The sequence below is a fragment of the Pseudomonas sp. URMO17WK12:I6 genome, assembly GCF_003253625.1.
Lineage (GTDB): Bacteria > Pseudomonadota > Gammaproteobacteria > Pseudomonadales > Pseudomonadaceae > Aquipseudomonas.
This window is the reverse complement of the sequence record NZ_QKYZ01000006.1, coordinates 123,620-148,660: the sequence shown is the minus strand read 5'-3', so window position 1 is coordinate 148,660 and position 25,041 is coordinate 123,620. Positions and strand designations below refer to the sequence as shown.

The window sequence follows — 25,041 nt, the reverse complement described above, 5'->3', positions numbered from 1 at the left end:
ACCGGAAGGTTCTCATGTTCGAACGCCTGATCCAGTTTGCCATCGAGCAGCGCATCATCGTGCTGCTCGCCGTTCTCCTCATGGCCGGCCTCGGCGTCGCCAGTTACCAAAAACTGCCGATCGACGCCGTGCCGGACATCACCAACGTCCAGGTGCAAATCAACACCGGCGCGGCCGGGTTCTCGCCGCTGGAAACCGAGCAGCGCATCACCTTCCCGATTGAAACCGCCATGGCCGGTTTGCCGGCGCTGGAGCAGACCCGTTCGCTGTCGCGTTCGGGGCTGTCGCAGGTCACGGTGATCTTCAAGGACGGCACCGATCTGTTCTTTGCCCGGCAATTGGTCAACGAGCGCTTGCAGATCGCCAGGGAGCAATTGCCCGAGGGCGCGGAAGCGCTGATGGGGCCGATTTCCACCGGGCTCGGGGAGATTTTCCTGTGGACGGTGGAGGCGCAGGACGGTGCGCTGAAGGACGACGGCACCGCCTACACGCCAACCGATTTGCGGGTGATTCAGGACTGGATCATCAAGCCGCAATTGCGCAACGTGCCCGGTGTGGCCGAGATCAACACCATCGGCGGATTCGCCAAGGAATACCAGATCGCCCCCGACCCGAAGCGGCTGGCGGCTTACAAACTGACCCTCACCGATCTGGTCACGGCGCTGGAGCGCAACAACGCCAACGTCGGCGCCGGTTACATCGAGCGCAGCGGCGAGCAGCTGCTGATTCGCGCGCCCGGGCAAGTGGCGAGCACTGACGACATCGCCAATATCGTGATGGCCAATGTCGACGGTACGCCGATCCGGATCAAGAACGTCGCGACGGTAGACATCGGCCGCGAACTGCGTACCGGTGCCGCCACCGAAAACGGTCGCGAAGTGGTACTGGGCACGGTGTTCATGCTGATCGGCGAAAACAGCCGAACAGTCTCCCAGGCGGTGGCGACCAGGCTTGAGCAGATCAATCGTTCCCTGCCCAAGGGCGTGATTGCGGTGCCGGTGTATGACCGCACGCACCTGGTGGACAAGGCCATCGCCACGGTGAAGAAGAACCTGGTGGAAGGGGCGATTCTGGTCATCGCGATTCTGTTCCAGTTCCTGGGCAACATCCGCGCGGCGTTGATCACCGCGATGGTCATTCCGCTGTCGATGCTGTTCACCTTCACCGGCATGTTCACCAACAAAGTCAGTGCCAACTTGATGAGCCTCGGCGCCCTCGACTTCGGCATCATCGTCGACGGCGCGGTGGTGATCGTCGAAAACACCCTGCGACGGCTGGCCCATGCGCAGCAGCATCACGGGCGTTTGCTGAGCCGTTCCGAGCGTTTCCACGAAGTATTCGCGGCGGCCAAAGAAGCGCGGCGGCCGCTGATTTTTGGCCAGTTGATCATCATGGTCGTGTACCTGCCGATCTTCGCCCTGAGCGGTGTCGAAGGGAAAATGTTCCACCCGATGGCCTTTACGGTGGTCATCGCGCTGTTGGGCGCCATGCTGTTGTCGGTGACGTTTGTGCCGGCGGCCATCGCGTTGTTTGTCACCGGCAAGGTCAAGGAAGAAGAGGGCGTGGTCATGCGCGGCGCGCGTCGCGTTTATGCGCCGGCGCTGGCGTGGGTGATGTCCCATCGCGCCATGGCGGTGGGTGCGGCGCTGGCTGTGATTGTGCTCAGCGGCGTGCTTACCAGCCGCATGGGCAGCGAGTTTGTGCCGAGCCTCAGTGAGGGCGATTTTGCCCTGCAAGCCTTGCGCGTGCCGGGCACCAGCCTCACGCAATCGGTGGATATGCAGCAGCGTCTGGAGACCTTGATTCTCAACAAGGTGCCGGAAGTCGAGCGTGTGTTCGCCCGTACCGGCACCGCCGAAATCGCCTCCGACCCGATGCCGCCGAACATCTCCGACAGCTACGTGATGCTCAAGCCGAAGGCGCAGTGGCCGGATCCGGGCAAGTCCCGCGAAACGCTGATGGCCGAACTGCAACAAGCCGCCGCGACGCTGCCGGGCAGCAACTATGAACTGTCGCAGCCGATCCAGTTGCGCTTCAACGAACTGATCTCCGGCGTGCGCAGCGATGTGGCGGTCAAGGTGTTCGGGGATGACATGGACGTGCTCAACGCCACGGCGGTGAAGATCGCTGCCGCCATGCAGAAGGTCAACGGCGCGTCCGAGGTCAAGGTCGAGCAAACCACTGGCCTGCCGGTGCTGACCATCAACATCGACCGCGACAAGGCGGCGCGGTACGGGCTCAACGTCGGTGACGTGCAAGACACCATTGCGGTGGCGGTCGGCGGGCGTCAGGCCGGGACACTGTATGAAGGCGATCGGCGTTTCGACATGGTGGTGCGCCTGTCCGATGCCATGCGCAAGGACATCGAAGGTTTGTCGGCACTGTTGATTCCGGTGCCGGCGCCTTTGAATGGCGCGGCTGATCAGATTGGCTTCATCGCCCTCAAGGACGTCGCCAGCCTTGATCTGGTGCTCGGGCCGAATCAGGTCAGCCGCGAAAACGGCAAGCGGCTGGTGATCGTCAGCGCCAACGTGCGTGGGCGCGATATTGGCTCCTTCGTTAAAGAGGCCGGTGAGGTGATTGAGCGCGATGTGCAGGTGCCGGCGGGTTACTGGACCGGCTGGGGCGGGCAGTTCGAGCAGTTGCAGTCGGCGGCCAAACGCTTGCAGATCGTGGTGCCGGTGGCCTTGCTGTTGGTGTTCGGCTTGCTGTTCATGATGTTCAACAACCTCAAGGATGGCTTGCTGGTGTTCACCGGGATTCCGTTTGCGTTGACCGGGGGCGTCATGGCCTTGTGGCTGCGGGATATTCCGCTGTCGATCTCGGCGGGCGTTGGTTTCATTGCGCTATCGGGGGTGGCGGTGCTCAACGGTCTGGTGATGATCGCGTTTATCCGCAATTTGCGGGAGGAGGGGCGTTCGCTCGCTGATGCAATCAATGAAGGTGCGCTCACACGTCTGCGCCCGGTGTTGATGACGGCGCTGGTCGCGTCCCTGGGCTTCATTCCCATGGCTTTGGCGACCGGCACGGGTGCCGAGGTGCAGCGACCGTTGGCGACGGTGGTGATCGGCGGGATTCTGTCTTCGACCATCCTGACGCTGCTGATTTTGCCGGCGCTGTATCAGCTCGCGCACCGAGGTGAAGAGGAGAGAAGTCCCACCTCATAAGCCAATGTTTCAGGCATACCACTATCTGTGGCGAGGGAGCTTGCTCCCGCTGGACTGCGTAGCAGGCCCCTTCTTTTTTTGTGAAGGAGGGGCCGCTTCGCGACCCAGCGGGAGCAAGCTCCCTCGCCACAGGTGCCTTTCAGGTTACATAACGGATATGTAATTTGCGCGCCACCGTCACGAAAGGTTCGGATTGTTACCTTGATCCCGTTAGTTAATTAAACGAGGAATCAAGCATGAAATTTGTACAACTGAGTGCGTTCGCAGCGGCGTTGGTGATGTCTTCTGTTGTTTTGGCTGAAGGTGGCGGCGACAGAGTCTTTGAGAAAATGATGGCGGCCAATGACCGTTCGGTGGAGGCGTTTGTCGCCAAGGAACAGGCGCGTAACCCCGTCGTGTTGAATGAAAAAAAGGACGACAAGACCAAAGACTTGTAAGCGTGTCGCACCTGAACTAGCCCGTCATCGAAGGCCGATGGTGGGCTTTTTTTTGAGCCTGGATTTGAAGGTACTGGATATGAAAGTTTTTAAGTTGATGGCGTTCGTCGGTGTGATGGCGATGTCGTTGAATGCGCTGGCAGAAGGCGGCGGTGACAGGACGTTTGAGAGGGCGTTCAGTGCCAACGCCCAAGCCATGCAGCAATACGCGGCCAACCAGGGCAAACCTGCGCCGGTGGTGAAAGATTACGAATACGGGATGAAGTTGGATGTGGTCAAAGTGGTGAGCGTTGTGCGACCGCAAGTTGCCTGCTCCGTGGTGCCGACTGCCATGACCTATGAAGATTCAAAGGGCCAACTCAATACCATCAAATACACCGTGGCAGGCGATTGCCGCCGACAGGGCGGGTGAGGGCACAGAGGGCCTCCAACCTACGTTGAGTATTTCAATTCGGGATGTTTAACAGATATGGCGAGGGTAGGGAGGCTTCCCACAATGTTTTCAGGTTGTCCGTCGGACGTCCGCTCTCTAGCCTGTGTTTGTCGCTGCCAATTCAGTGATCGGAATTGGAACCCCGCGGCTCCACTGAAAGCAAAAGCGCCTTTCATGACGTGCGCACCTTGATGTGTGCACTCCGTTATGGCGGCTGTGCGCGGGAGACTTCGAGTCTGTCGGGTTTTGCTCAGTGGCCCGGGTTCCAACCTGCGTACAGCTGCCTCCTTTTCGCGTGGAACCGAATGGGTCAGTTCTAACCATCACGCTGAATGCCGAAATCATGAAAAAGCCAACACCAAACCCTCCCGAAACAGAAGCCGACCCTGTAGGCGTCGCCGAAGGCTGCTTCTGCAGTGCTCAATTCACGGGCATAAAAAAGGCGCCCCGAAGGACGCCAAAAGATTCACCTCTTACCAAAGGAGCAAGGAGCTTCTAAAGGTGAATTTGCATTAGCCGTGAAGTCAGAGAATCGCCAGCGGATACTCGACAATCACCCGCACTTCATCCAGATCCGACTCAAACGCCGTGGCGCGGGTGGTGGCCTGGCGCAAACGAAGAGACATGTCTTTCAGCGAGCCGCTCTGCACCACGTATTTGACTTCGATGTCGCGCTCCCAGCGCTTCTGGTCAGTCAGTGGGTTGCCGTCGGCATCGCGGCGCATGTAAACGGCGTTGGCGTTGGAGTAATCGGCGTCGGTGCCGCGGGCGTAACGAGTCATGAACGACAAACCCGACACGCCATAGCTGCTCATATCGAGGTCGTAACGCACCATCCAGGAACGTTCCTTGGGCGAGTTGAAGTCGCTGTACTGGATGGAGTTGTCGAGGAAGATCGAGTCGGACTGGCGCAGGTAATCGAAGTCGTCGTTGCCATTGTTGCGCTGGTGCGACAAGGCAACGGAGTGGGCGCCGAGTTTCACCCCGACACGGCCGCTCCAGATGTTGTTGTCGAACTCGCCGAGCAGTTGTTTGCCTTCGTCGACCGCCTTGTAATAGTTCAAGCCACCGAACAGCGACAGGTCATCCGACAGCGGATAAGTCCATGCGGTGCCGGCGTAATACTGATTCCAGGCATCCTTGAGGCGACTGGAATACAGGCTGAAACTGAGGTTTTTGTTCAGTGCATAGTCGCCACCGAGATAGCCGATCCACGGCGAGTTGACTGGACCGGCGTAGAAAGTCGCGAAGTTTTCGCGCATGTCGCTGGACACCGGCTGGCTCATCGCATGCAGGCGACCGCCCTGTACCGACAGACCTTCGATACTGTTGTTGGTGGCCGTGACACCCCGGAAGCTTTCCGGCAACAGTCGGGAGTCACCCGCCGCAACCACCGGGTTGGCGGGGAACACATCGCCGACCTTCACCACCGTATCGAAGGCGCGAACTTTGGCGGCGCCACCGACCTTGGTGTATTCATCCCGCGCCTGACCATCGCTGTCGACCGGCAACACGTCGAAAGAACTACGGCCACCGTTGAGCCCGTCACCGGTATCGAGTTTCAAGCCGATCATCGCAAACGCATCGACCCCGAATCCAACGGTGCCTTGGGTAAAGCCGGATTCGAACTTGCTGATGACCGCGTGAGCCCAGGCCTCGGAATAGCCATTGCCGGTGGGACTCGACTGGCCGTCACGGTGATCACGATTGAAGTATAAGTTGCGGTTGAGCACCGTCAGGCTGCTGCCCTCGATAAACCCCTCGGGTTTTTCTTCCGCCAACACCATGGACGGCCCGGAGCCGACAACCACCGCTAAAGCGGCTATCGACATTTTTGTATTGTTAACCATCAATCACTCCTTGGGTTCGGCAGAACGGGAACGTGCTTCGGCGTGGGTTTTATTGTTCGACGGGCAAGGGCCCGCCGGCATGGTCGCCGGGTGACATCGTTGCAAGCTGCGGATAACGCCAAGGTGATGGGGGAATTACAATTTCGTCATGTGCGTGGAATGACAACCTTGCACGTTCAGGTCAGCGCTGCGAGTTGTTCGATTGTTTGCGGAAAGCGTTCAACCAAGCGGATCAGTGTCGTGGCTTGGGCATTTGGTGTTGCCCGTCCTTGTTCCCAGTTTTCGAGGGTTCGGGTGTTGGTGCGCAGATACATGGCGAACACCGACCGGGAAAGATTGAGCTGTTGACGGATGGCTACCACTTCCTCGGCAGTGATGGGTACCAGTTTCGGCAGCTTGACCTTGTGGGTCCGCAGCGTGACCTTGCCTTGGCGCTCGTCGGCCAAGGCTTCGAGGCCTTCCATCAGTTCGGAAAAAATGTCACGTTTCATAGTGGGTTCTCGTGTTGATTTCTCTATCCAGCGTTTGTCTGAAAAGTTTTTTCTGGGAAGGCGACAGGTCGTCTTGCTCGTTTTTGCTATACAAGGTGAACAGCCAGAATTGATCGAAACCTGACCACCAGTAATAAATCACCCTAAGCCCGCTACGCTTGCCTTTACCGCGACGTTGATCGGAAAAGCGGATTTTTCGCAGCCCGCCCGTGCCTTCAATGAGATCGCCCGCTTCGGGGTTTTTCAGCAGCTCCAACTGGAAACTGTGAAACAGATCGTCATCCAGGTAATCGTCTCGGTGTTTCTGAAACGCAGGTAATTCGATAAATAGAGCATCCATGTTCTGTACGTCACCTGCGTATAGTGTTGTCTTGATAATCGAATAGGTCAAGGCTTCGATGCCATCCTTTTCGTCCCCCGTTTTCAAGGTAGACCCCGGCCGTAAAAACGCCTGTAGGACGAAGCGACCAGTCCGGTGAGACTGTTCGGGTAATGCCGGGGGGAAGGGGCGTTCGCGATTGACTCATCGGATCATCCACAGCACTATCTGCCGATGAATGATCGACGCCGAATGAACATGATGTGTTCCTTTATGACCGCTTCCGGCGGGCCATAAGGTCATACGTGCTTGGTATTTGACGTCTTACCCAAAGCCCCGCCAGAGATGGACGGGGCTTTTTGATTCTCCGTCTGCACATGGCTGATGGAGAGTGAAATGTTCGAAATTAGAAAAGCTACCCAAAGCGATGCCCAGACTGCATTCGACATACGGCGGCTAGCCATCCGACATCAATGCATCGGTGCCTATACCGAGAAGCAAATGCTGACCTGGACATCGGGGGCAGCAGAGGACGGTTACTGTGTGCTCATGGAAAAATATTTCTATCTGGGGTGCGTTCAGGGTGAGCCTGTGGCGACAGGCATGCTGGATCCGGAGAACCGCGAAATCGGCGCAATCTTTATACATCCTGACTTTATGGAACGAGGCCTGGGTAAGCGTATCGTGGGCTTTCTCGAAGATCTGGCGCGGGATCTTGGCCTGGTGGAAGTCCGTCTGGATGCGACTTTGAATGCCGCCGACTTTTATCGACGCTGTGGTTACATTGGGGAGGACCCCGCGGTTTACCATTCCCCCTCCGGTCTTCAACTGGCCTGCGTTCCTATGGTGAAGAAACTGTGATGGCTTCGGGGCCGACCTGAGTAGCACTGCATAATTTGGCGCCTGAAAGCTCCAATCTCAAAACGCAAAAACGGCACTCGAAACGTGGGGCAAGGGCCACCAATGTCTAGGTTTTCGAGACGCCTCATTCTTGAGCGCCTTCAAAAGCATCGAGCATGTCGTCAGGCAGTGAGGTGTCAAAGTCTTCCGGAAGCACCAGTTTGCCTTTCATCGCTCCGATCCGCTGACCTCTGGGTTTGCCTACAGGAACCAGACGCGCAAGAGCCCGACCATGTTTGGCAATTGTGATGATCTGTCCGGCTGTTGCATCATCGACGAGTTTGGGCAGATTGTTTTTTGCTTCGGCCAACGGAACGACAATGTTACGGTTCATTGTTATTTCTCGCGTTGATTTATCGATCCAGCCAGTCATTCAAGATAGAGCCAATTGCGCAGTGTTGGATGTAGGACGAAACGGACATTCCCGCGCGAGGTTTCGGGGATTGCAGAAGGAGGGGAGGGCAGCGGTAACAAATCCCACAAACGCAAAAACGGCACCCGAAGGTGCCGTTTCTGTTTTCTACCGAGTATCAGCTTAAGCGATCAACCCGCCAACCCCGACTGTTGAACCAGGTTCAGCAGCGGTTGTGGGTACAGGCCGAGGAAGAACGCCAGTACGGCGATCGCCAGCAGCATCACGCCGCCTGCACGTTGTTCCCAGTGCAGTTGCGCATCGTGGCGACGCAGGTTCGGTTCCATCAGGTACAGGGTGACCATCACACGCAGGTAGTAGAAGACGCCGATGGCGCTGCCCAGTACCAGGGAGCCGACCAGCCACCATTGGTGCGACTCGACGCCGGTGGCGATGATGTAGAACTTGCCGATGAAGCCCGCGGTCAGCGGGATACCAGCCAGGGACAGCATCATCACGGTCAGGACGGCGGTCAGGTACGGACGGCGCCAGAACAGGCCACGGTATTCGTACAGGGCATCCGCGTCACGGCCGCTGTACGGCGAGGACATCAGGGTGATCACACCGAACGCGCCGAGGCTGGTGATCACGTAGGTGACCAGGTACACGCCGATGGCTTCCACGGCCAGGCCCTTGCTCGCCACCAGGGCGATCAGCAGGTAACCGAAGTGTGCGATGGACGAGTAACCCAGCAGACGCTTGAGGTTGCTCTGGGTCAGTGCCAGCAGGTTACCGAACAGGATCGACGCGATGGCGATGACGGTCAGCACGTTGCTCAGCACGCCACTGCTCGCCGCTGGCGAGATCTGGAACAGACGCACCATCACCGCGAACACAGCCACTTTGGAGGCCGTGGCCAGGAACGCTGCCACCGGTGCCGGAGCCCCTTCGTAAACGTCCGGGGTCCAGAGGTGGAACGGTACCAGCGACAGTTTGAACGCCAGGCCGATCAGCATCATGCCCAGGCCCAGTTGCGCGATCGGGCTAGGCAGGCCGGTGGCCGCCAGGGCCTGACCGATGCCGTTGAAGCTCAGGCTGCCGGCTTCGGCGTAGAGCAGGGCCATGCCGAACAACAGGAACGCGGAACCGGCGGCCGACAGCACCATGTACTTGATGCCGGCTTCCAGCGAACGCTTGTTGAAGAAGGCGTAAGCCACCAGACCGTAGACCGGTACCGAGAGCAGTTCCAGACCGACGAACAAGCCGGCCAGGTGCTGCGCGCTGACCAACACCAGGCCACCGGCGGCGGACATCAGGATCAGCAGGTAAAGTTCTTCACGGTTGCCCGGGTAGCCCGTACCACCATCGCCCAGGTAGGCGTGGGCGAGGGTCACACAGGCGAGGGTGGCGACCAGGATCAGCGCCATGTACAGGCAGGCGAAGGTGTCGATCTGCAGCAACGGGGTCACGGCCAATGGCGCGACTTTCAGGGCTGGCAGGATCGACAGCAAGGCCAGGTTAAGACCTGCCACCGACAGCAGGAAGGTTTGCGAGTGGTTGCGGCGCCACGCGATAGCCAGCATCACCACGATGATCGTGGCGCTGGTGATCAACAACGGCGCAAGCGCGATAAAGTGTTGAGTCGTGAATTCCATAGCGCTCTTACCGGGCCGAAGCGAGTTGAGTGAAGGCGGAGCCGAGCCACTGCTGCACGCCATGCATCGTCGCGGCAGAGGTATCGAGGAACGGTTGCGGGTACACGCCGATGTAAAGCAGCAGTGCCGCAAGCCCAACCACCATGATCAGTTCGCGACCGTCCATGCCATGCAGCACCGCGTCGGATTTCGACGGGCCGAAGTAGGCGCGGTGGATCATGATCAGCGAGTAGACCGAACCGAATACCAGGCCGGACGTGGCGATCACGGTGACCCATGGCGCGCTGGCGAAGGTGCCGATCAGGATCAGGAACTCACCGACGAAGTTACCGGTCGCCGGTAGGCCCAGCGACGCCGCTGCGAAGAACAGGCTTAGGGCTGGCAGGTAGGCAATCTTCGACCACAGGCCACCCATCTCGCGCATATCGCGGGTGTGGGTGCGCTCGTACAGCTGACCGGAGAGGATAAAGAGTGCCGCGGCCGACAGACCGTGAGCCAGCATCTGCATGACCGCGCCCTGCAGTGCCAGTTGGCTGCCGGAGTAGATGCCGATCAACACGAAGCCCATGTGGGAAACGGACGAGAAGGCAATCAGACGCTTGATGTCGGTTTGCGCAAAGGCCAGGAACGCACCGTAGAAGATCCCGATCAGACCCAGGGTCATGGCGAACGGCGCGAACTCGGCCGAGGCATTCGGGAACAGTGGCAGGGCGAAACGCAGCAGGCCGTACGCAGCAGTCTTCAGCAAGATACCGGCCAGGTCCACGGAGCCCGCGGTCGGTGCCTGGGCGTGAGCGTCAGGCAACCAGGAGTGGAACGGTACGACGGGCAGCTTGACCGCGAAGGCGATGAAGAAGCCGAGCATCAGGATGTACTCGGTGGTCTGCGACATCTTGGTTTTCAACAGATCGGCGTAGTTGAAGGTAATCACGCCGGTGTCGTTGAAGTTGACCAGTACCAGGCCCAGGATCGCCACCAACATGATCAGGCCGGAAGCCTGAGTGAAGATGAAGAACTTGGTCGCCGCGTAGATCCGGGTTTTCTTGCCGTCCGAAGAACTGTGACCCCAGAGCGCGATGAGGAAGTACATCGGCACCAGCATCATTTCCCAGAAGAAGAAGAACATGAACAGGTCGAGGGCGAGGAACACGCCAACGACACCGCCCAGGATCCACATCAGGTTCAGGTGGAAGAAGCCCACATGACGCTGAATCTCTTTCCAGGAGCAGAGTACCGAGAGGACACCCAGCAGGCCGGTCAGCAGGATCATCAACAGCGACAGGCCGTCGAGGGCCAGGTGCACGTTGATGCCGAAGCGCTGGATCCAGACGTGTTTGAACTCAAGCGCCCAGGTCGGATCGGCGCCAGGTTTTGGTGCAAATGAATAGTCACCGTTGGCCCACAGCCAGAGGCCGAGGGAGAGCAGCAGGGACATGGTGATCAGCGCAATCCAGCGGGGGAGGGTGGCGCCGAAGCGCTCACCCATCCAGCACAGCAGGCCGCCGATGAAGGGGATCAGGATTAGCCATGGCAGAATCATGACGGGCTCGTTTCCTTTCGCAAGTTCGCAAGGTTCATAGTCAGACCGCTACCAGCACGACGGCGCCGATTACCAGCACGGCACCAGCAGCCATCGAGGCGGCATACCAACGCAATTGACCGGTCTCGGTGCGGCTCAGGGCGGTGTGACCGCCTTTGGCCATACGCGGGATCAGACCGATGGTCTGGTCGAGCGGGTCTTTGCGCAGAATGTGGCTGATCGCAAGGTATGGCTTGACGAACAGTTTGTCGTAGATCCAGTCGAAGCCCCAGGCAGCGAACCACCAGGCCGAAAGGAAGCGGCCGATGCCGCTGTTGGCGATGGCCGTGACGAAGCGACGCTTGCCGAGGAACAGCAGCGCGGCCAGCAGGATACCGGACAGGGCGATGGCGCCCGAAGCGATTTCCAGGCTGTGCTTGGCTTCGCCGCCGGCATGGCCGACGCTTTCCGGCAACACACCGTGCAGCGGCGGAACGATCATCGCGCCGACGAACGTCGACAGTACGATCAGCACCGACAGCGGCAGCCAGTGAGCAACGCCGTGACCGGCATGGGCTTCGGTCTTCGCTTCACCGTGGAACGTGATGAAGATCAGGCGGAAGGTGTACAGCGAGGTCATGAAGGCACCGACCAGACCGGCATACAGCAGGCCTTCGTTACCGCTGGCGAACGCTTCCCAGAGGATTTCATCCTTGGAGTAGAAGCCCGCGGTCACCAGAGGCAGGGCCGCCAGGGCCGCGCCGCCGACGATGAAGCTGGCGTAGGCCAGTGGCAGTTTCTTCCACAGGCCGCCCATCTTGAAGATGTTCTGCTCGTGGTGGCAGGCAACGATCACCGCACCGGATGCAAGGAACAGCAGCGCCTTGAAGAAGGCGTGGGTCATCAGGTGGAAGATCGCGCCATCCCATGCACCGACGCCCAGGGCCAGGAACATGTAGCCGATCTGGCTCATGGTCGAGTAGGCGAGGATACGTTTGATGTCGGTCTGAACCAGCGCGGCAAAACCTGCCAGCACCAGCGTCACGCCACCCACGACACCTACCAGGTGCAGGATATCCGGCGCCAGTGCGAACAGGCCGTGGGTACGGGCGATCAGGTAGACACCGGCGGTTACCATGGTCGCGGCGTGGATCAGTGCCGAAACCGGAGTAGGGCCGGCCATCGCATCCGCCAGCCAGGTTTGCAGCGGCAGTTGCGCGGATTTACCGACAGCGCCGCCCAGCAGCATCAGGGTCGCCAGAACGATCCAGAAGTCACCGGCCTTGAAGTGCTCAGGCGCCTTGACCAGCAGTTCCTGGATATTCAGCGTGCCCAGTTGCTGGAACAGGATGAACAGGCCGATGGCCATGAACACGTCGCCGACGCGGGTCACGATGAAGGCTTTGAGTGCCGCGTTACCGTTGTTGCGGTTGCTGTAGTAGAAACCGATCAACAGGTACGAGCACAGGCCCACGCCTTCCCAGCCGAAGTACACGAACAGCAGGTTATCGGCCAGGACCAGGAACAGCATGCTGGCGATAAACAGGTTGGTGTAGGCGAAGAAGCGCGAGTAACCGGCTTCACCGCGCATGTACCAGGACGCGAACAGGTGGATCAGGAAGCCCACGCCCACCACCACACCGAGCATGGTCACGGATAGACCATCCAGGTACAGGGCGAAGTTCGGCGTGAAGCCTTCCACCGCCATCCATTGCCACAGCACCAGGGTGTAGTGGCCACCCTCCGGCGGTGCAACGTTGAATTGCCAGATCACATAAGCCGCGACGATTGCCGACAAGCCGATGGAGCCGACGCCGATCAGCGCCGAGAGGTTTTCCGAGAGGCGTCCCCGGGAGAACGCCAGCAGCACAAAACCGATCAGGGGGAACAGGAAAGTCAGATAGAGAAGGTTCATCCGCGCATCTCGCTGGCAGCGTCGATATCGAGAGTGTGGAAGCGGCGATACAGCTGCAACAGAATCGCCAGGCCAATACTGGCCTCGGCGGCTGCCAGGCTGATCACCAGGATGAACATGATCTGTCCATCCGGCTGCGCCCAGCGGCTACCGGCAACGATGAACGCCAGTGCGGAGGCATTCATCATGACCTCCAGGCTCATCAGCACGAAGAGAATGTTGCGCCGGACCATCAGGCCGACCAGACCGAGGCAGAACAGGATGCCGGCGACCGCCAGACCATGCTCCAAAGGGATAGCAGGCATCGTCATTGCTCCTTGGCTTCGTTGCGGCCCAAGTGGAACGCCGTGACGGCTGCGGCGAGCAGCAGCATCGAGGCGAGTTCGACCACCAGCAGGTAAGGACCGAACAGGCTGATGCCCACGGCCTTGGCGTCTACGGTGGTGTGGCCGAGGGCCTGGCCGCTGGAGTGGCTGAACAGCACATACAGCAGTTCAGCCAGCAGCAGGCCGCCGAGTACGACCGGGCCCAGCCAGATACCGGGCTTGAGCCAGACGCGCTCTTGCTGAACCGAGGCCGGGCCCAGGTTCAGCATCATCACCACGAACACGAACAGCACCATGATGGCGCCGGCGTAGGCGATCACTTCCAGTACACCGGCAAACGGTGCGCCAAGGGCGAAGAACGTCATGGCCACGGCGATCAGCGAAATGATCAGGTAGAGCAGGGCGTGCACGGGATTGGTGTTGGTGATCACGCGAAGCGTGGACACAACAGCGATACCCGATGCGAAATAGAAAGCGAATTCCATCGTTCTTCCTTAAGGCAGCAAGCTCTTCACGTTGATCGGCTCGGCTTCATTCTGCGCGGCGCCTTTTGGCTTACCGGCAATCGCCATACCTGCAACACGATAGAAGTTGTAGTCAGGGTTTTTACCGGGACCGGAGATCAGCAGATCTTCTTTCTCGTAAACCAGGTCCTGCCGCTTGAACTCGGCCATTTCGAAATCCGGTGTCAGCTGGATCGCGGTGGTCGGGCAGGCTTCCTCGCAGAGGCCACAGAAAATGCAGCGCGAGAAGTTGATGCGGAAGAAGTCCGGGTACCAGCGACCGTCTTCGGTTTCAGCTTTCTGCAGCGAGATGCAACCCACCGGGCACGCCACGGCGCACAGGTTGCAGGCTACACAACGCTCTTCGCCGTCGGGGTCGCGGGTCAGGACGATACGGCCACGGAAACGCGGCGGCAGGTACACGGGTTCTTCCGGGTACTGCAGCGTGTCGCGCTTGCGGAAGGCGTGGCCGAAGATCATCACCAGGCTGCGAAGCTGGGTGAAGAAGCCATGCACGATGTCAAAAATGTACTTCATGATTCTCTATCCTCACTGAGCCGCGACGGCGGGCGTGTTGAGCAACACGATCGCAGCGGTCACCAGCATGTTGACGAGGGTCAGCGGCAGGCAGAACTTCCAGCTGAAGTCCATCACTTGGTCATACCGTGGGCGCGGAATCGAGGCGCGCAGCAGGATGAAGAACATGATGAAGAACGCGGTTTTCAGTGCGAACCAGATGAACGGGATCTGCGGCAGGAGGCCGAACGGGCCGTGCCAGCCACCGAAGAACAGCGTGACCAGCAGCGCCGAGATCAACACGATGCCGATGTACTCACCTACGAAGAACATGCCCCATTTCATGCCGGCGTATTCAATGTGGTAACCGTCGGCCAGTTCCTGTTCCGCTTCCGGCTGGTCGAACGGGTGACGGTGAGTCACGGCGACGCCAGCGATGAAGAAGGTCAGGAAACCGAAGATCTGCGGAATGATGAACCACATGTTCTGCGCTTGGTATTCAACGATGTCGCGCATGTTGAACGAGCCAACCTGGATCACGATGCCCATCAGCGACAGGCCCATGAACACTTCGTACGACACGGTTTGTGCCGAGGCCCGCAAGCTGCCCAACAGGGCGAACTTGTTGTTGCTCGACCAGCCGGCGAACAGCACCGCGTAGACCGAAAGACCCGCCATGGCGAAGAAGAACAGGATGCCGATGTTGATATCCGCCACGCCCCAGGTCGGGGTGATCGGGATGATCGCGAAGGCAATCAGCAAGGCGCTCATGGCCACGACCGGTGCCAGGGTGAAGATCACTTTGTCGGCGAACGGCGGGGTCCAGTCTTCCTTGAAGAACATCTTGATCATGTCGGCCGCAATCTGGAACGCGCCGAACGGGCCGACGCGGTTCGGACCGTAACGGTCCTGCCAGAGGGCGAGCAAACGACGCTCGACCCAGCTCAGCAGCGCGCCGCAAACCACTACGGCGAGCAGAATCACGATGGCCTTGAGGACCGCGATGATTACGTCGATCACTTCAGGAGTGAACCAGGTCATAGCGCTGCCTCCTGCAGACCGTCAACGGATTTGCCAAAGATGGCTGGTGGAATGCCGGCGATACCTGCAGGCAATGCGACCAGACCGGCACCCAGCTCTTCGTTGATGCGCAGCGGCAGACGCAAAGTCTGGCCGGCAACGTTCAAGCTCAGCAGGGCACCGTCATTGACACCCAGGCGATCGGCTTCGGACTTGGCCAGCGACACGTAGGCGGCCGGGATGCGTTCCTGCACCGGTGCGGCTTTGGAAGAGTTTTCTTCGCTGCCGAACAGGTGGAAGAACGGTACGACCTGCCAGGTGCCTGGCGCCGGGTTGAACGCACGCGGAACACTGGCGAACCAATTCAGCGAATCACCGGTGCTTTCGATCAGGCGAGTGCCCGGGTCGCCAGCGCGCAGGTGACCACCGACTTCGTCCTGGAACTTGTTCCAGGCTTGCGGCGAGTTCCAGCCCGGAGACCAGGCGAAAGGTACTTGCTGGCGCGGTTCGGCGGAGCCCGAGTAACCTTCCATGGAGAACGAGAACGCGGTGTCGTTATCCTGGGAAGTACGCGGTTCGTGCACGCTGATGTCGGCGCGCATGGCGGTACGACCGGAGTAACGCAGCGGTTCGCGCGCCAGTTTCAGGCCTTTGATCCGGAATGCGGCGGACGGTGCGGCATCGACGATACGCGCCAGTTGCGGCGTGCTTGCAGCAACGGCAGCGGTGACGTGGTCCAGTTGGGTCCAGTCGATCGGCTGGTTCAGCAGGGTCGAACGCAGGGCGTGCAGCCAGCGCCAGCCTTCGTGAACCAGAATGCTCGCGTCGAGGTAAGTCGGGTCGAAGACCTGGAAGAAGCGCTGGGCGCGGCCTTCCTGGCTGACCAGCGTACCGTCGCCTTCAGCGAAGCTGGCCGCTGGCAGTACCAGGTGCGCGCGATCGCTGGTGGCGGTCTTCTGATGGTCCGCCACGATCACCACTTTCGCGGCGTTCAGGGCAGCATCGACCTTGGATTTGTCGGTGCGGGTGTACAGGTCGTTTTCCAGCACGACGATGGCGTCGGCACGGCCGTCGATTACCGCTTGCAGCGCTTCGTCGACCGAGTTGCCGCCGAGCATGGCCAGGCCGAGGCTGTTGGCCTCCGGCACGATCAGGCTGATGGAACCGTTCTTCTCGCGCAGCTTCAGGGCTTTGGCGATGTTTGCCGCCGCTTCGATCAGCGCCTTGGAACCCAGCGAGGTACCGGCAATGATCAGCGGACGCTTGGCGGCGAGCAGGGCGTCGGCAATGCGCTTGGCCAGCGCCAGAGCTTCAGCGTCCAGACCTTCAACGGCCGGTGCGCTGGCGTCGAGGGCGTGAGCCACGGCGAAACCGATGCGGGCCAGGTCGTCTGGTGCGGCGTGAACGCATTCTTCAGCGATGTCGTCGAGCTTGGTTTCAGCCAGGCTGGCGATGAACAGCGGGTTCAGCTCGTGCTGGCCGATGTTCTTCACCGCGGCGTCGAGCCATGGCTGAACGCGCATGGCGTCGGCCATGTCTTCGGCCTTGCCCTTGACCGATTGACGCAGGGCCAGGGCCATGCGCGCAGCGGTCTGGGTCAGGTCTTCGCCGAGGACGAAAATCGCATCGTGGTCTTCGACGTCGCGCATGTTCGGGATCGGCAGCGGGCTGTCTTTGAGCACCTGCATGACCAGACGAATGCGTTCCAGCTCCGAGGCTTCGATACCGGAGTAGAAGTGCTCGGCGCCGACCAGTTCGAGCAGCGCGTAGTTGCTTTCGAGGCTGGCGCGTGGCGAACCGATACCGACGATGTTGCGACCGCGCAGCAGGTCGGCGGCTTTATCCAGTGCTTCGTCCAGGCTCAGTTTCGCGCCGTTGGCCAGCAGTGGCTGACGTGGGCGATCCTTGCGGTTGACATAGCCATAGCCGAAACGGCCACGGTCGCACAGGAAGTACTGGTTCACCGAACCGTTGAAGCGGTTTTCGATGCGGCGCAGTTCGCCGTAACGCTCGCCCGGGGAGATGTTGCAACCGCTGGAGCAGCCATGGCAGATGCTCGGCGAGAACTGCATGTCCCATTTGCGGTTGTAGCGCTCGGAGTGAGTCTTGTCGGTGAACACACCGGTCGGGCAGACCTCGGTGAGGTTGCCGGAGAACTCGCTTTCCAGGGTGCCGTCTTCAACGCGACCGAAGTACACGTTGTCGTGGGCGCCAAACACACCGAGATCGGTGCCACCGGCGTAGTCCTTATAGAAGCGCACGCAACGGTAGCAAGCGATGCAGCGGTTCATTTCGTGGGAAATGAACGGGCCCAGTTGCTGGTTCTGGTGGGTACGCTTGGTAAAGCGATAACGGCGCTCGTTGTGGCCGGTCATCACCGTCATGTCTTGCAGGTGGCAGTGACCGCCTTCCTCACAGACCGGGCAGTCGTGAGGGTGGTTGGTCATCAGCCATTCAACGACGCTGGCGCGAAACACTTTCGCTTCTTCGTCGTCGATGGAGATCCAGCTGCCGTCGGTGGCGGGGGTCATGCAGGACATGACAATCCGACCACGCTTGTCGTTCTCGTCGGTGTACTGCTTGACCGCGCACTGGCGGCAAGCGCCAACGCTGCCAAGGGCTGGGTGCCAGCAGAAATAAGGGATATCGAGGCCTAGCGACAGACATGCCTGTAACAGGTTGTCTGCCCCATCGACTTCGAGCTCTTTGCCGTCTACGTGGATAGTGGCCATGGTTCAAAGTTCTTCGTTGGCCCGGTGTCAGCGGGCGTGGCTAATGGAATCTTGTTATCCGTCCAAATCCAAACAGCCTCAAAAGGCGTCATCGGACGAAAGGCGAACGGCACGGACCGTTCGCCTTTTTTAAAGCGTTAAGCGCCGACTACGATCGGCTTTGCCAGAGGCGGGACGACGGCGCGGGTAGGCGCGATGCCGGCTTCGAACTCTGGACGGAAGTATTTGATGGCACTGCCCAACGGCTCCACGGCACCCGGTGCGTGAGCACAGAAGGTCTTGCCTGGGCCGAGGAAACCGACCAGACCCAGCAGGGTCTCGATATCGCCGGCTTGCCCTTCACCGTTCTCGATCGCGCGCAGCAGCTTGACGCTCCACGGCAGACCGTCACGGCATGGGGTGCAGAAACCACACGATTCACGGGCGAAGAACTCTTCCATGTTGCGCAGCAGGGACACCATGTTGACGCTGTCGTCCACCGCCATGGCCAGGCCGGTACCCATACGGGTGCCCACTTTGGCGATGCCGCCGGCGTACATTTGTGCGTCCAGGTGTTCCGGCAACAGGAAGCCGGTACCGGCGCCGCCTGGCTGCCAGCACTTGAGCTTGTAACCGTCGCGCATGCCGCCGGCGTAGTCTTCGAACAGCTCGCGACCGGTAACGCCGAACGGCAATTCCCACAGGCCCGGGTTCTTGACCTTGCCGGAGAAGCCCATGAGCTTGGTGCCCATGTCTTCGCTGCCTTCACGGGCCAACGATTTGTACCAGTCCACGCCGTCGGCAATGATCGCCGGCACGTTGCACAGGGTTTCGACGTTGTTCACGCAAGTCGGCTTGCCCCACACGCCCACGGCGGCAGGGAAGGGCGGCTTGGAGCGCGGGTTGGCGCGGCGGCCTTCGAGGGAGTTGATCAGTGCGGTTTCTTCACCGCAGATGTAACGCCCGGCGCCGGTGTGGACGAACAGCTCGAAATCGAAGCCGCTGCCCAAAATGTTTTTACCCAACAGCCCCGCTGCCTTGGCTTCTTCCACGGCACGGTTGAGGTGCTTGGCAGCGGTGGTGTACTCGCCACGCAGGAAGATGTAGCCACGGTAGGTTTTCAGCGCGCGAGCACTGATCAGCATGCCTTCGATCAGCAGATGGGGCAGTTGCTCCATCAGCATGCGGTCTTTCCAGGTGTTCGGCTCCATTTCATCCGCGTTGCACAGCAGGTAGCGGATGTTGATGGATTCGTCCTTGGGCATCAGGCCCCACTTCACGCCAGTGGGGAAGCCTGCACCGCCGCGACCCTTGAGGCCGGAGTCTTTCACGGTCTGGACGATGTCGTCCTGGGCCATATCGGCGAAGGCCTTGCGTGCAGCGGCGTAACCGTTCTTGGCCTGGTACTCATCGAGCCATACGGCTTCGCCGTCGTCACGCAGGCGCCAGGTGAGCGGGTGAGTCTCGGCCGAACGCTTGATGCGGTTGGCTGGACCGAAGGAAGTCAGGGTCATACGTAGCCCTCGAGCAATTTGGCAACGCCGGCAGGCTGCACATCACCGAATGTGTCGTCGTCGATCATCAACGCCGGCGCCTTGTCACAGTTGCCGAGGCAGCAGACCGGCAGCAGGGTGAAGCGACCGTCGGCGGTGGTCTGGCCCAGGCCGATGCCCAGCTTGCTCTGGATTTCGCTGACCACCGATTCATGGCCGCCGATGTAGCAGACCATGCTGTCGCAGACGCGGATGATGTGACGGCCGACTGGCTGACGGAAAATCTGGCTATAGAAAGTAGCCACCCCTTCAACATCGCTGGCCGGGATGCCGAGGATTTCGCCGATGGCGTAGAGCGCGCCGTCAGGCACCCAGCCACGTTCCTTCTGGACGATCTTCAGGGCTTCGATCGACGCCGCGCGCGGGTCTTCGTAGTGATGCAGCTCGTGCTCGATGGCCGAGCGCTCGGTTTCGCTGAGGGCGAAACGGTCTGTCAGGATAAGCGTGCTGTTCATGCTTAACGGTCCACGTCGGCCATAACGAAATCGATACTACCCAGGTACGCGATCAAGTCCGCGACCATGCTGCCTTTGATCACCGAAGGGATCTGCTGCAAGTGCGGGAAGCTTGGGGTACGAATCCGGGTGCGGTAGCTCATGGTGCCGCCATCGCTCGTCAGGTAATAACTGTTGATGCCCTTGGTCGCTTCGATCATCTGGAAGGATTCGTTGGCCGGCATGACCGGGCCCCACGAAACTTGCAGGAAGTGCGTGATCAGGGTCTCGATGTGCTGCAGCGTGCGCTCTTTAGGTGGCGGCGTGGTCAGCGGGTGATCCGCCTTGTACGGGCCTTCCGGCATGTTGCGCAGGCACTGCTCGATGATCTTGATGCTCTGGCGCATTTCTTCGACGCGAACGATGCAACGGTCGTAGGCATCGCCATTGGCCGCCAGCGGGACTTCGAATTCGAAGTTTTCGTAGCCGGAGTAGGGGCGAGCTTTACGCAGGTCGAAATTGCAACCGGTCGAACGCAGGCCGGCACCGGTGACGCCCCATTCCAGGGCTTCCTTGGTGTTGTAGGCGGCGACGCCGATGGTCCGGCCACGCAGGATGCTGTTGTCCAGTGCGGCTTTCTGGTATTCGTCCAGACGCTTTGGCATCCACTCGACGAAATCCTTGACCAGTTTTTCCCAGCCGCGTGGCAGGTCGTGGGCGACGCCACCGATGCGGTACCAGGCCGGGTGCAGGCGGAAACCGGTAATGGCTTCGATCACCGTGTACGCCTTCTGGCGGTCGGTGAAGGTGAAGAACACCGGAGTCATCGCGCCGACGTCCTGGATGTAAGTCCCCAGGAACAGCAGGTGGCTGGTGATCCGGAAGAACTCGGCCATCATGATGCGGATGACATCGACCTTCTCGGGCACCTTGATGCCGGCCAGCTTCTCGACCGAGAGCACGTACGGCAGGTTGTTCATTACGCCGCCGAGGTAGTCGATACGGTCGGTGTACGGAATGAAGCTGTGCCAGGACTGACGCTCGGCCATCTTCTCGGCACCACGGTGGTGGTAGCCGACGTCTGGCACGCAGTCGACGATCTCTTCACCGTCCAGCTGCAGGATGATACGGAACGCACCGTGGGCCGAAGGGTGGTTCGGACCCAGGTTGAGGAACATGTAGTCCTCGTTCGGGCCGGAACGCTTCATGCCCCAGTCTTCAGGCTTGAAGCGCGCGGCTTCTTCCTCAAGCTGTTGCTTGGCCAGGGTCAGGCTGAACGGATCGAACTCGGTGGCACGGGCCGGGAAGTCCTTGCGCAGCGGGTGACCTTCCCAGGTCGGCGGCATCATGATGCGGCTCAGGTGCGGGTGGCCGGCAAAGTGAATGCCGTACATGTCCCACACTTCACGCTCATACCAGTTGGCGTTCGGCCAGATGCTGGTGACGCTCGGCAGGTTGAGGTCGCTCTCGGACAAGGCAACCTTGATCATTACGTCACTATTACGTTCGATCGACATCAAGTGATAGAACACAGTGAAGTCGACGCCGTTTGGCAGCCCTTGACGCTTGGTACGCAGACGCTCGTCCACGCCGTGCAGGTCATAGAGCATGACGTACGGCTTGGGCAGGTTGCGCAGGAAAGTCAGGACTTCGACGAGTTTGGCACGGGCAACCCAAAGCACCGGCATGCCGGTGCGGGTAGGCTGGGCGGTGAACGCCTCTGGGCCAAAACGTTTGTTCAGTTCGACGACCACATCCTGGTCGTCTGCCTTATAAGGCGGGATGTACAGAGCACTGCCTGCAGTCATGGTTATTTATCGCTTTCGGTCAACGTAAAGAATGAAGCCAGTTTCTCGTTCTATAAAAGAAGCAGATCTGGATCAGACTTCGTCGGGGCTGCGCAGGTTGGTTACCTGAATACGCTGTTCGCGGCGCTGTTCCTTTTGCGAAGGCATCTCGGCGCGGTAAACGCCTTGATCGCCAACGACCCAGGAAAGTGGGCGACGCTCCTGGCCAATCGACTCCTGCAACAGCATCAAGCCTTGCAGAAAAGCTTCAGGGCGGGGTGGGCAGCCAGGCACGTAGACGTCCACGGGCAGGAACTTGTCCACCCCTTGAACGACGGAGTAGATGTCGTACATGCCACCGGAGTTGGCGCACGAACCCATGGAAATGACCCATTTAGGTTCGAGCATCTGCTCGTAGAGACGCTGAATGATCGGCGCCATCTTGATGAAGCAGGTACCGGCGATAACCATGAAATCCGCCTGACGCGGCGATGCCCGGATTACCTCGGCGCCAAAGCGCGCGATGTCGTGGGGCGCCGTGAAGGCGGTGGTCATTTCCACGTAGCAGCACGAAAGACCGAAGTTATACGGCCACAGGGAGTTCTTGCGCCCCCAGTTGATCGTGCCGTTGAGCACGTCTTCGAGCTTGCCCATGAAAATGTTTTTGTGAACTTGATCTTCTAACGGATCGGAAACGGTTTCCCGTTGGCCAATCGGATACTGCTCGTTAGGAGCATCGGGGTCGATCCTGGTGAGATTGTATTGCATTGCCAAAGCCTCATTGTTTCAGCTTCGCTTGCCGCTTAAGACGAGCTGCCGGAGCCCAGTCAAGGGCGCCCACTCGAAATAGGTAGACAAGACCTGCCAACAGAATTGCTATGAAAACGAGAGCTTCGACGAATCCGGTCCAGCCGCTTTCGCGGACGGACACAGACCAGGCAAAGAGAAAGAGGGCTTCGATATCGAAGATCACGAAGAGCATCGCGACCAGATAGAATTTGGCTGAGAGCCGCAAGCGGGCGCCACCTGTAGGTAGCATGCCGGACTCGAACGGTTCGTTTTTGCTGCGGCCCCAGGCTTTTGACCCGAGGAGGCTGGAGACGCCGAGCATGAAGGCGCAAAGGCCGCCGACACCCAGAAGGAAAATGGCAAAGCCCCAGTTGTGGGCCATGAGTCCGGTCGCTTCGGGCATGCTGGTAATCCTTAACAGAGAGCAAAGGTCTCTGAGCTTGATAAAGAAATAAGGCAGTGACGATATGTCGCAGCAATCAATCCCGCTGATTTTATGGCTAAACACCCTGCAAGTAAAATTCCTATAGCGAAATTATTTATTGGAATAAGGACATGGCGCATCTCCAAAGCCCTGTAGCCCATACGGTTCGGGCATTAGCGGGGGTTTTGTCAAATATGTTTTGTAGGGAATGTAACGAACATAGTTTTCGCTAAATGATAATCAATGTTATTTGGTGTGGTTTTCAAACTGTTTAGCGAGCAGCGGTTTGGGAAGTTGTCTTATATGCGCGTTACTGCAAGTAGCGCGCGGGGTGGTTTTACCTTGTTTTCCTGATCGTGAAACTGCTCTGGATCAAGGTTTTTCCCTGCGCTCGATCCTGTAGGAGCGAGAGGAGGGGAATCCCAGGCAAAAAAACGCCCCGAACCAGTCGGGGCGTCAGATGAGCGGCTTTGCGGTTAGCTTTTTATTCGGTCCGCAAGGGCCGTTTGTTTAAGCGAAGCAGATCAGTGGAACTGTTCTTCTTCGGTCGAGCCGGTCAGTGCGGTTACCGAAGACGTGCCACCCTGGATCACGGTGGTCATGTCGTCGAAGTAGCCGGTGCCCACTTCCTGCTGGTGAGCCACGAAGGTGTAGCCCTTGGCGGCGTCAGCGAACTCTTGCTCTTGCAGCTTCACGTAGGCAGTCATGTCGTTGCGGGCGTAGTCGTGTGCCAGGTTGAACATGCTGTGCCACATGTTGTGAATGCCGGCCAGGGTGATGAACTGGTGCTTGTAACCCATGGCGGACAGTTCGCGCTGGAACTTGGCGATGGTCGCGTCGTCCAGGTTTTTCTTCCAGTTGAAGGAAGGCGAGCAGTTGTACGACAGCAGTTGGTCCGGGTATTCCTTTTTGATCGCTTCGGCGAAGCGACGGGCTTCGTCCAGATCCGGCTTGGCGGTTTCGCACCAGATCAGGTCGGCGTACGGCGCGTAGGCCAGGCCGCGAGCGATGGCCTGGTCGAGACCGGCGCGAACCTTGTAGAAGCCTTCCTGGGTACGGGTGCCGGTCACGAATGGCTGGTCGTACGGGTCGCAGTCGGACGTCAGCAGGTCAGCAGCGTTGGCGTCGGTACGGGCCAGGATAATGGTCGGTACACCGGCGACGTCGGCTGCCAGGCGAGCAGCGGTCAGCTTCTGCACGGCTTCCTGGGTCGGAACCAGTACCTTGCCGCCCATGTGGCCGCATTTTTTCACGGAGGCCAGTTGGTCTTCGAAGTGAACGCCGGCGGCGCCTGCTTCGATCATGCTTTTCATCAGCTCGTAAGCGTTCAGCACGCCGCCGAAACCGGCTTCAGCGTCAGCCACGATCGGGGCGAAGTAGTCGATGTAGCCTTCGTCGCCCGGGTTCTTGCCGGCTTTCCACTGAATCTGGTCAGCGCGACGGAACGAGTTGTTGATGCGCTTGACCACGGTTGGAACCGAATCCACCGGGTACAGCGACTGGTCCGGGTACATCGATTCGGCGGAGTTGTTATCCGCAGCCACTTGCCAGCCCGACAGGTAGATCGCCTGGATGCCGGCCTTGACTTGCTGTACCGCCTGGCCACCGGTCAGGGCGCCCATGCAGTTGACGAAATCTTTCTCAGGGCGGAAGGACGGCTTGGCGCCCTGGGTCACCAGGTTCCAGAGCTTCTCGGCGCCCATTTTTGCAAAGGTGTGCTCAGGTTGAACCGAGCCACGCAGACGGACGACGTCAGCAGCGGAGTAATTGCGCTTCACGCCTTTCCAGCGTGGGTTTTCAGCCCAGTCTTTTTCGAGGGCTGCAATTTGCTGTTCGCGTGTCAGTGCCATGGAGATAAACCTCGTCGCGTCTTTAATCGAAAATGGTTCTGGGTGAACAATTCCTGCGTGCCAAATACGCTCATTCAGTTGGGGGCGTAC

22 protein-coding genes are annotated in these 25,041 nt (G+C 59.6%); 4 read left to right on the top strand and 18 right to left on the bottom strand.

Annotation, left to right across the window (positions count from 1 at the left end):
- Nucleotides 1-14: 14 nt before the first annotated feature.
- The 3 genes from F475_RS13075 (at nucleotide 15) to F475_RS13065 (ending at nucleotide 4,016) form a co-directional block, all read left to right on the top strand.
- Nucleotides 15-3,167 (top strand): CusA/CzcA family heavy metal efflux RND transporter, encoded by a 3,153-nt coding sequence (locus F475_RS13075; RefSeq protein WP_111454066.1) that lies wholly within the window; start codon nucleotides 15-17, stop codon nucleotides 3,165-3,167.
- A 236-nt stretch (nucleotides 3,168-3,403) separates the two neighbouring features.
- Nucleotides 3,404-3,604: a co-regulatory protein PtrA N-terminal domain-containing protein gene (locus F475_RS13070; protein ID WP_018925500.1), complete on the top strand. Its 201-nt coding sequence runs from the start codon at nucleotides 3,404-3,406 to the stop codon at nucleotides 3,602-3,604.
- A gap of 79 nt (nucleotides 3,605-3,683) precedes the next feature.
- On the top strand, nucleotides 3,684-4,016 hold the full coding sequence (locus F475_RS13065) for a DUF2790 domain-containing protein (RefSeq protein ID WP_086945151.1): 333 nt from the start codon (nucleotides 3,684-3,686) through the stop codon (nucleotides 4,014-4,016).
- A gap of 545 nt (nucleotides 4,017-4,561) precedes the next feature.
- Here F475_RS13065 and F475_RS13060 read toward each other — a convergent pair.
- From F475_RS13060 to F475_RS13050, 3 genes are all read right to left on the bottom strand, one after another.
- Nucleotides 4,562-5,887, bottom strand: coding sequence for an OprD family porin (locus F475_RS13060; protein ID WP_111454065.1), 1,326 nt, complete (start codon nucleotides 5,885-5,887; stop codon nucleotides 4,562-4,564).
- A 176-nt stretch (nucleotides 5,888-6,063) separates the two neighbouring features.
- On the bottom strand, nucleotides 6,064-6,378 hold the full coding sequence (locus F475_RS13055; RefSeq protein WP_007940887.1) for a DNA-binding transcriptional regulator: 315 nt from the start codon (nucleotides 6,376-6,378) through the stop codon (nucleotides 6,064-6,066).
- Nucleotides 6,368-6,718 (bottom strand): toxin, encoded by a 351-nt coding sequence (locus F475_RS13050; protein WP_111454172.1) that lies wholly within the window; start codon nucleotides 6,716-6,718, stop codon nucleotides 6,368-6,370. Before F475_RS13050 ends, F475_RS13055 begins: the two co-directional genes overlap by 11 nt.
- A 375-nt stretch (nucleotides 6,719-7,093) precedes the next feature.
- Between F475_RS13050 and F475_RS13045 the strand changes: the two genes are divergently transcribed.
- Nucleotides 7,094-7,558 carry a GNAT family N-acetyltransferase gene (locus F475_RS13045; protein WP_111454064.1) on the top strand — a complete coding sequence of 155 codons (465 nt, stop codon included), beginning with the start codon at nucleotides 7,094-7,096 and terminating at the stop codon, nucleotides 7,556-7,558.
- A 124-nt stretch (nucleotides 7,559-7,682) separates the two neighbouring features.
- On the opposite strand, the gene F475_RS13040 is transcribed toward F475_RS13045, so the two are convergent.
- From F475_RS13040 to aceA, 15 genes are all read right to left on the bottom strand, one after another.
- Entirely contained in the window at nucleotides 7,683-7,931 is a 249-nt protein-coding gene (locus tag F475_RS13040) for a type II toxin-antitoxin system Phd/YefM family antitoxin (protein WP_111454063.1), read from the bottom strand.
- Nucleotides 7,932-8,140: 209 nt separating this feature from the next.
- On the bottom strand, nucleotides 8,141-9,604 hold the full coding sequence (nuoN, locus tag F475_RS13035; protein ID WP_018925505.1) for an NADH-quinone oxidoreductase subunit NuoN: 1,464 nt from the start codon (nucleotides 9,602-9,604) through the stop codon (nucleotides 8,141-8,143).
- 7 nt (nucleotides 9,605-9,611) lie between these two features.
- Complete coding sequence (gene nuoM / locus F475_RS13030; RefSeq protein WP_018925506.1) at nucleotides 9,612-11,144, bottom strand: NADH-quinone oxidoreductase subunit M; 1,533 nt, start codon at nucleotides 11,142-11,144, stop codon at nucleotides 9,612-9,614.
- A gap of 40 nt (nucleotides 11,145-11,184) precedes the next feature.
- Nucleotides 11,185-13,038: an NADH-quinone oxidoreductase subunit L gene (nuoL, locus tag F475_RS13025; protein ID WP_064618791.1), complete on the bottom strand. Its 1,854-nt coding sequence runs from the start codon at nucleotides 13,036-13,038 to the stop codon at nucleotides 11,185-11,187.
- Nucleotides 13,035-13,343 (bottom strand): NADH-quinone oxidoreductase subunit NuoK, encoded by a 309-nt coding sequence (gene nuoK / locus F475_RS13020; protein WP_007940879.1) that lies wholly within the window; start codon nucleotides 13,341-13,343, stop codon nucleotides 13,035-13,037. Before nuoK ends, nuoL begins: the two co-directional genes overlap by 4 nt.
- A gap of 2 nt (nucleotides 13,344-13,345) precedes the next feature.
- Nucleotides 13,346-13,849 (bottom strand): NADH-quinone oxidoreductase subunit J, encoded by a 504-nt coding sequence (gene nuoJ / locus F475_RS13015; RefSeq protein ID WP_018925508.1) that lies wholly within the window; start codon nucleotides 13,847-13,849, stop codon nucleotides 13,346-13,348.
- Between the two features lie 9 nt (nucleotides 13,850-13,858).
- Entirely contained in the window at nucleotides 13,859-14,404 is a 546-nt protein-coding gene (gene nuoI, locus F475_RS13010; RefSeq protein WP_007940875.1) for an NADH-quinone oxidoreductase subunit NuoI, read from the bottom strand.
- 12 nt (nucleotides 14,405-14,416) lie between these two features.
- Nucleotides 14,417-15,424, bottom strand: a complete 1,008-nt coding sequence (gene nuoH / locus F475_RS13005) for an NADH-quinone oxidoreductase subunit NuoH (RefSeq protein WP_018925509.1) — start codon at nucleotides 15,422-15,424, stop codon at nucleotides 14,417-14,419.
- A complete protein-coding gene (gene nuoG / locus F475_RS13000) occupies nucleotides 15,421-18,135 on the bottom strand; it encodes an NADH-quinone oxidoreductase subunit NuoG (protein ID WP_018925510.1) in 2,715 nt (904 codons plus the stop codon). Before nuoG ends, nuoH begins: the two co-directional genes overlap by 4 nt.
- A gap of 137 nt (nucleotides 18,136-18,272) precedes the next feature.
- Nucleotides 18,273-19,628, bottom strand: a complete 1,356-nt coding sequence (nuoF, locus tag F475_RS12995; RefSeq protein ID WP_018925511.1) for an NADH-quinone oxidoreductase subunit NuoF — start codon at nucleotides 19,626-19,628, stop codon at nucleotides 18,273-18,275.
- The gene (gene nuoE / locus F475_RS12990; RefSeq protein ID WP_007905058.1) at nucleotides 19,625-20,122 is read right to left on the bottom strand and encodes an NADH-quinone oxidoreductase subunit NuoE; all 498 of its coding nucleotides are present in this window, start codon (nucleotides 20,120-20,122) and stop codon (nucleotides 19,625-19,627) included. The genes nuoF and nuoE overlap by 4 nt, the downstream gene beginning before the upstream one ends.
- Nucleotides 20,123-20,124: 2 nt before the next feature.
- Nucleotides 20,125-21,909 (bottom strand): NADH-quinone oxidoreductase subunit C/D, encoded by a 1,785-nt coding sequence (gene nuoC, locus F475_RS12985; RefSeq protein WP_111454062.1) that lies wholly within the window; start codon nucleotides 21,907-21,909, stop codon nucleotides 20,125-20,127.
- 72 nt (nucleotides 21,910-21,981) lie between these two features.
- The gene (locus F475_RS12980) at nucleotides 21,982-22,656 is read right to left on the bottom strand and encodes an NADH-quinone oxidoreductase subunit B family protein (RefSeq protein ID WP_007940869.1); all 675 of its coding nucleotides are present in this window, start codon (nucleotides 22,654-22,656) and stop codon (nucleotides 21,982-21,984) included.
- 10 nt (nucleotides 22,657-22,666) lie between these two features.
- The gene (locus tag F475_RS12975) at nucleotides 22,667-23,080 is read right to left on the bottom strand and encodes an NADH-quinone oxidoreductase subunit A (RefSeq protein WP_007940868.1); all 414 of its coding nucleotides are present in this window, start codon (nucleotides 23,078-23,080) and stop codon (nucleotides 22,667-22,669) included.
- Between the two features lie 545 nt (nucleotides 23,081-23,625).
- Nucleotides 23,626-24,951, bottom strand: a complete 1,326-nt coding sequence (aceA, locus tag F475_RS12970) for an isocitrate lyase (protein ID WP_018925513.1) — start codon at nucleotides 24,949-24,951, stop codon at nucleotides 23,626-23,628.
- Nucleotides 24,952-25,041: the final 90 nt, after the last annotated feature.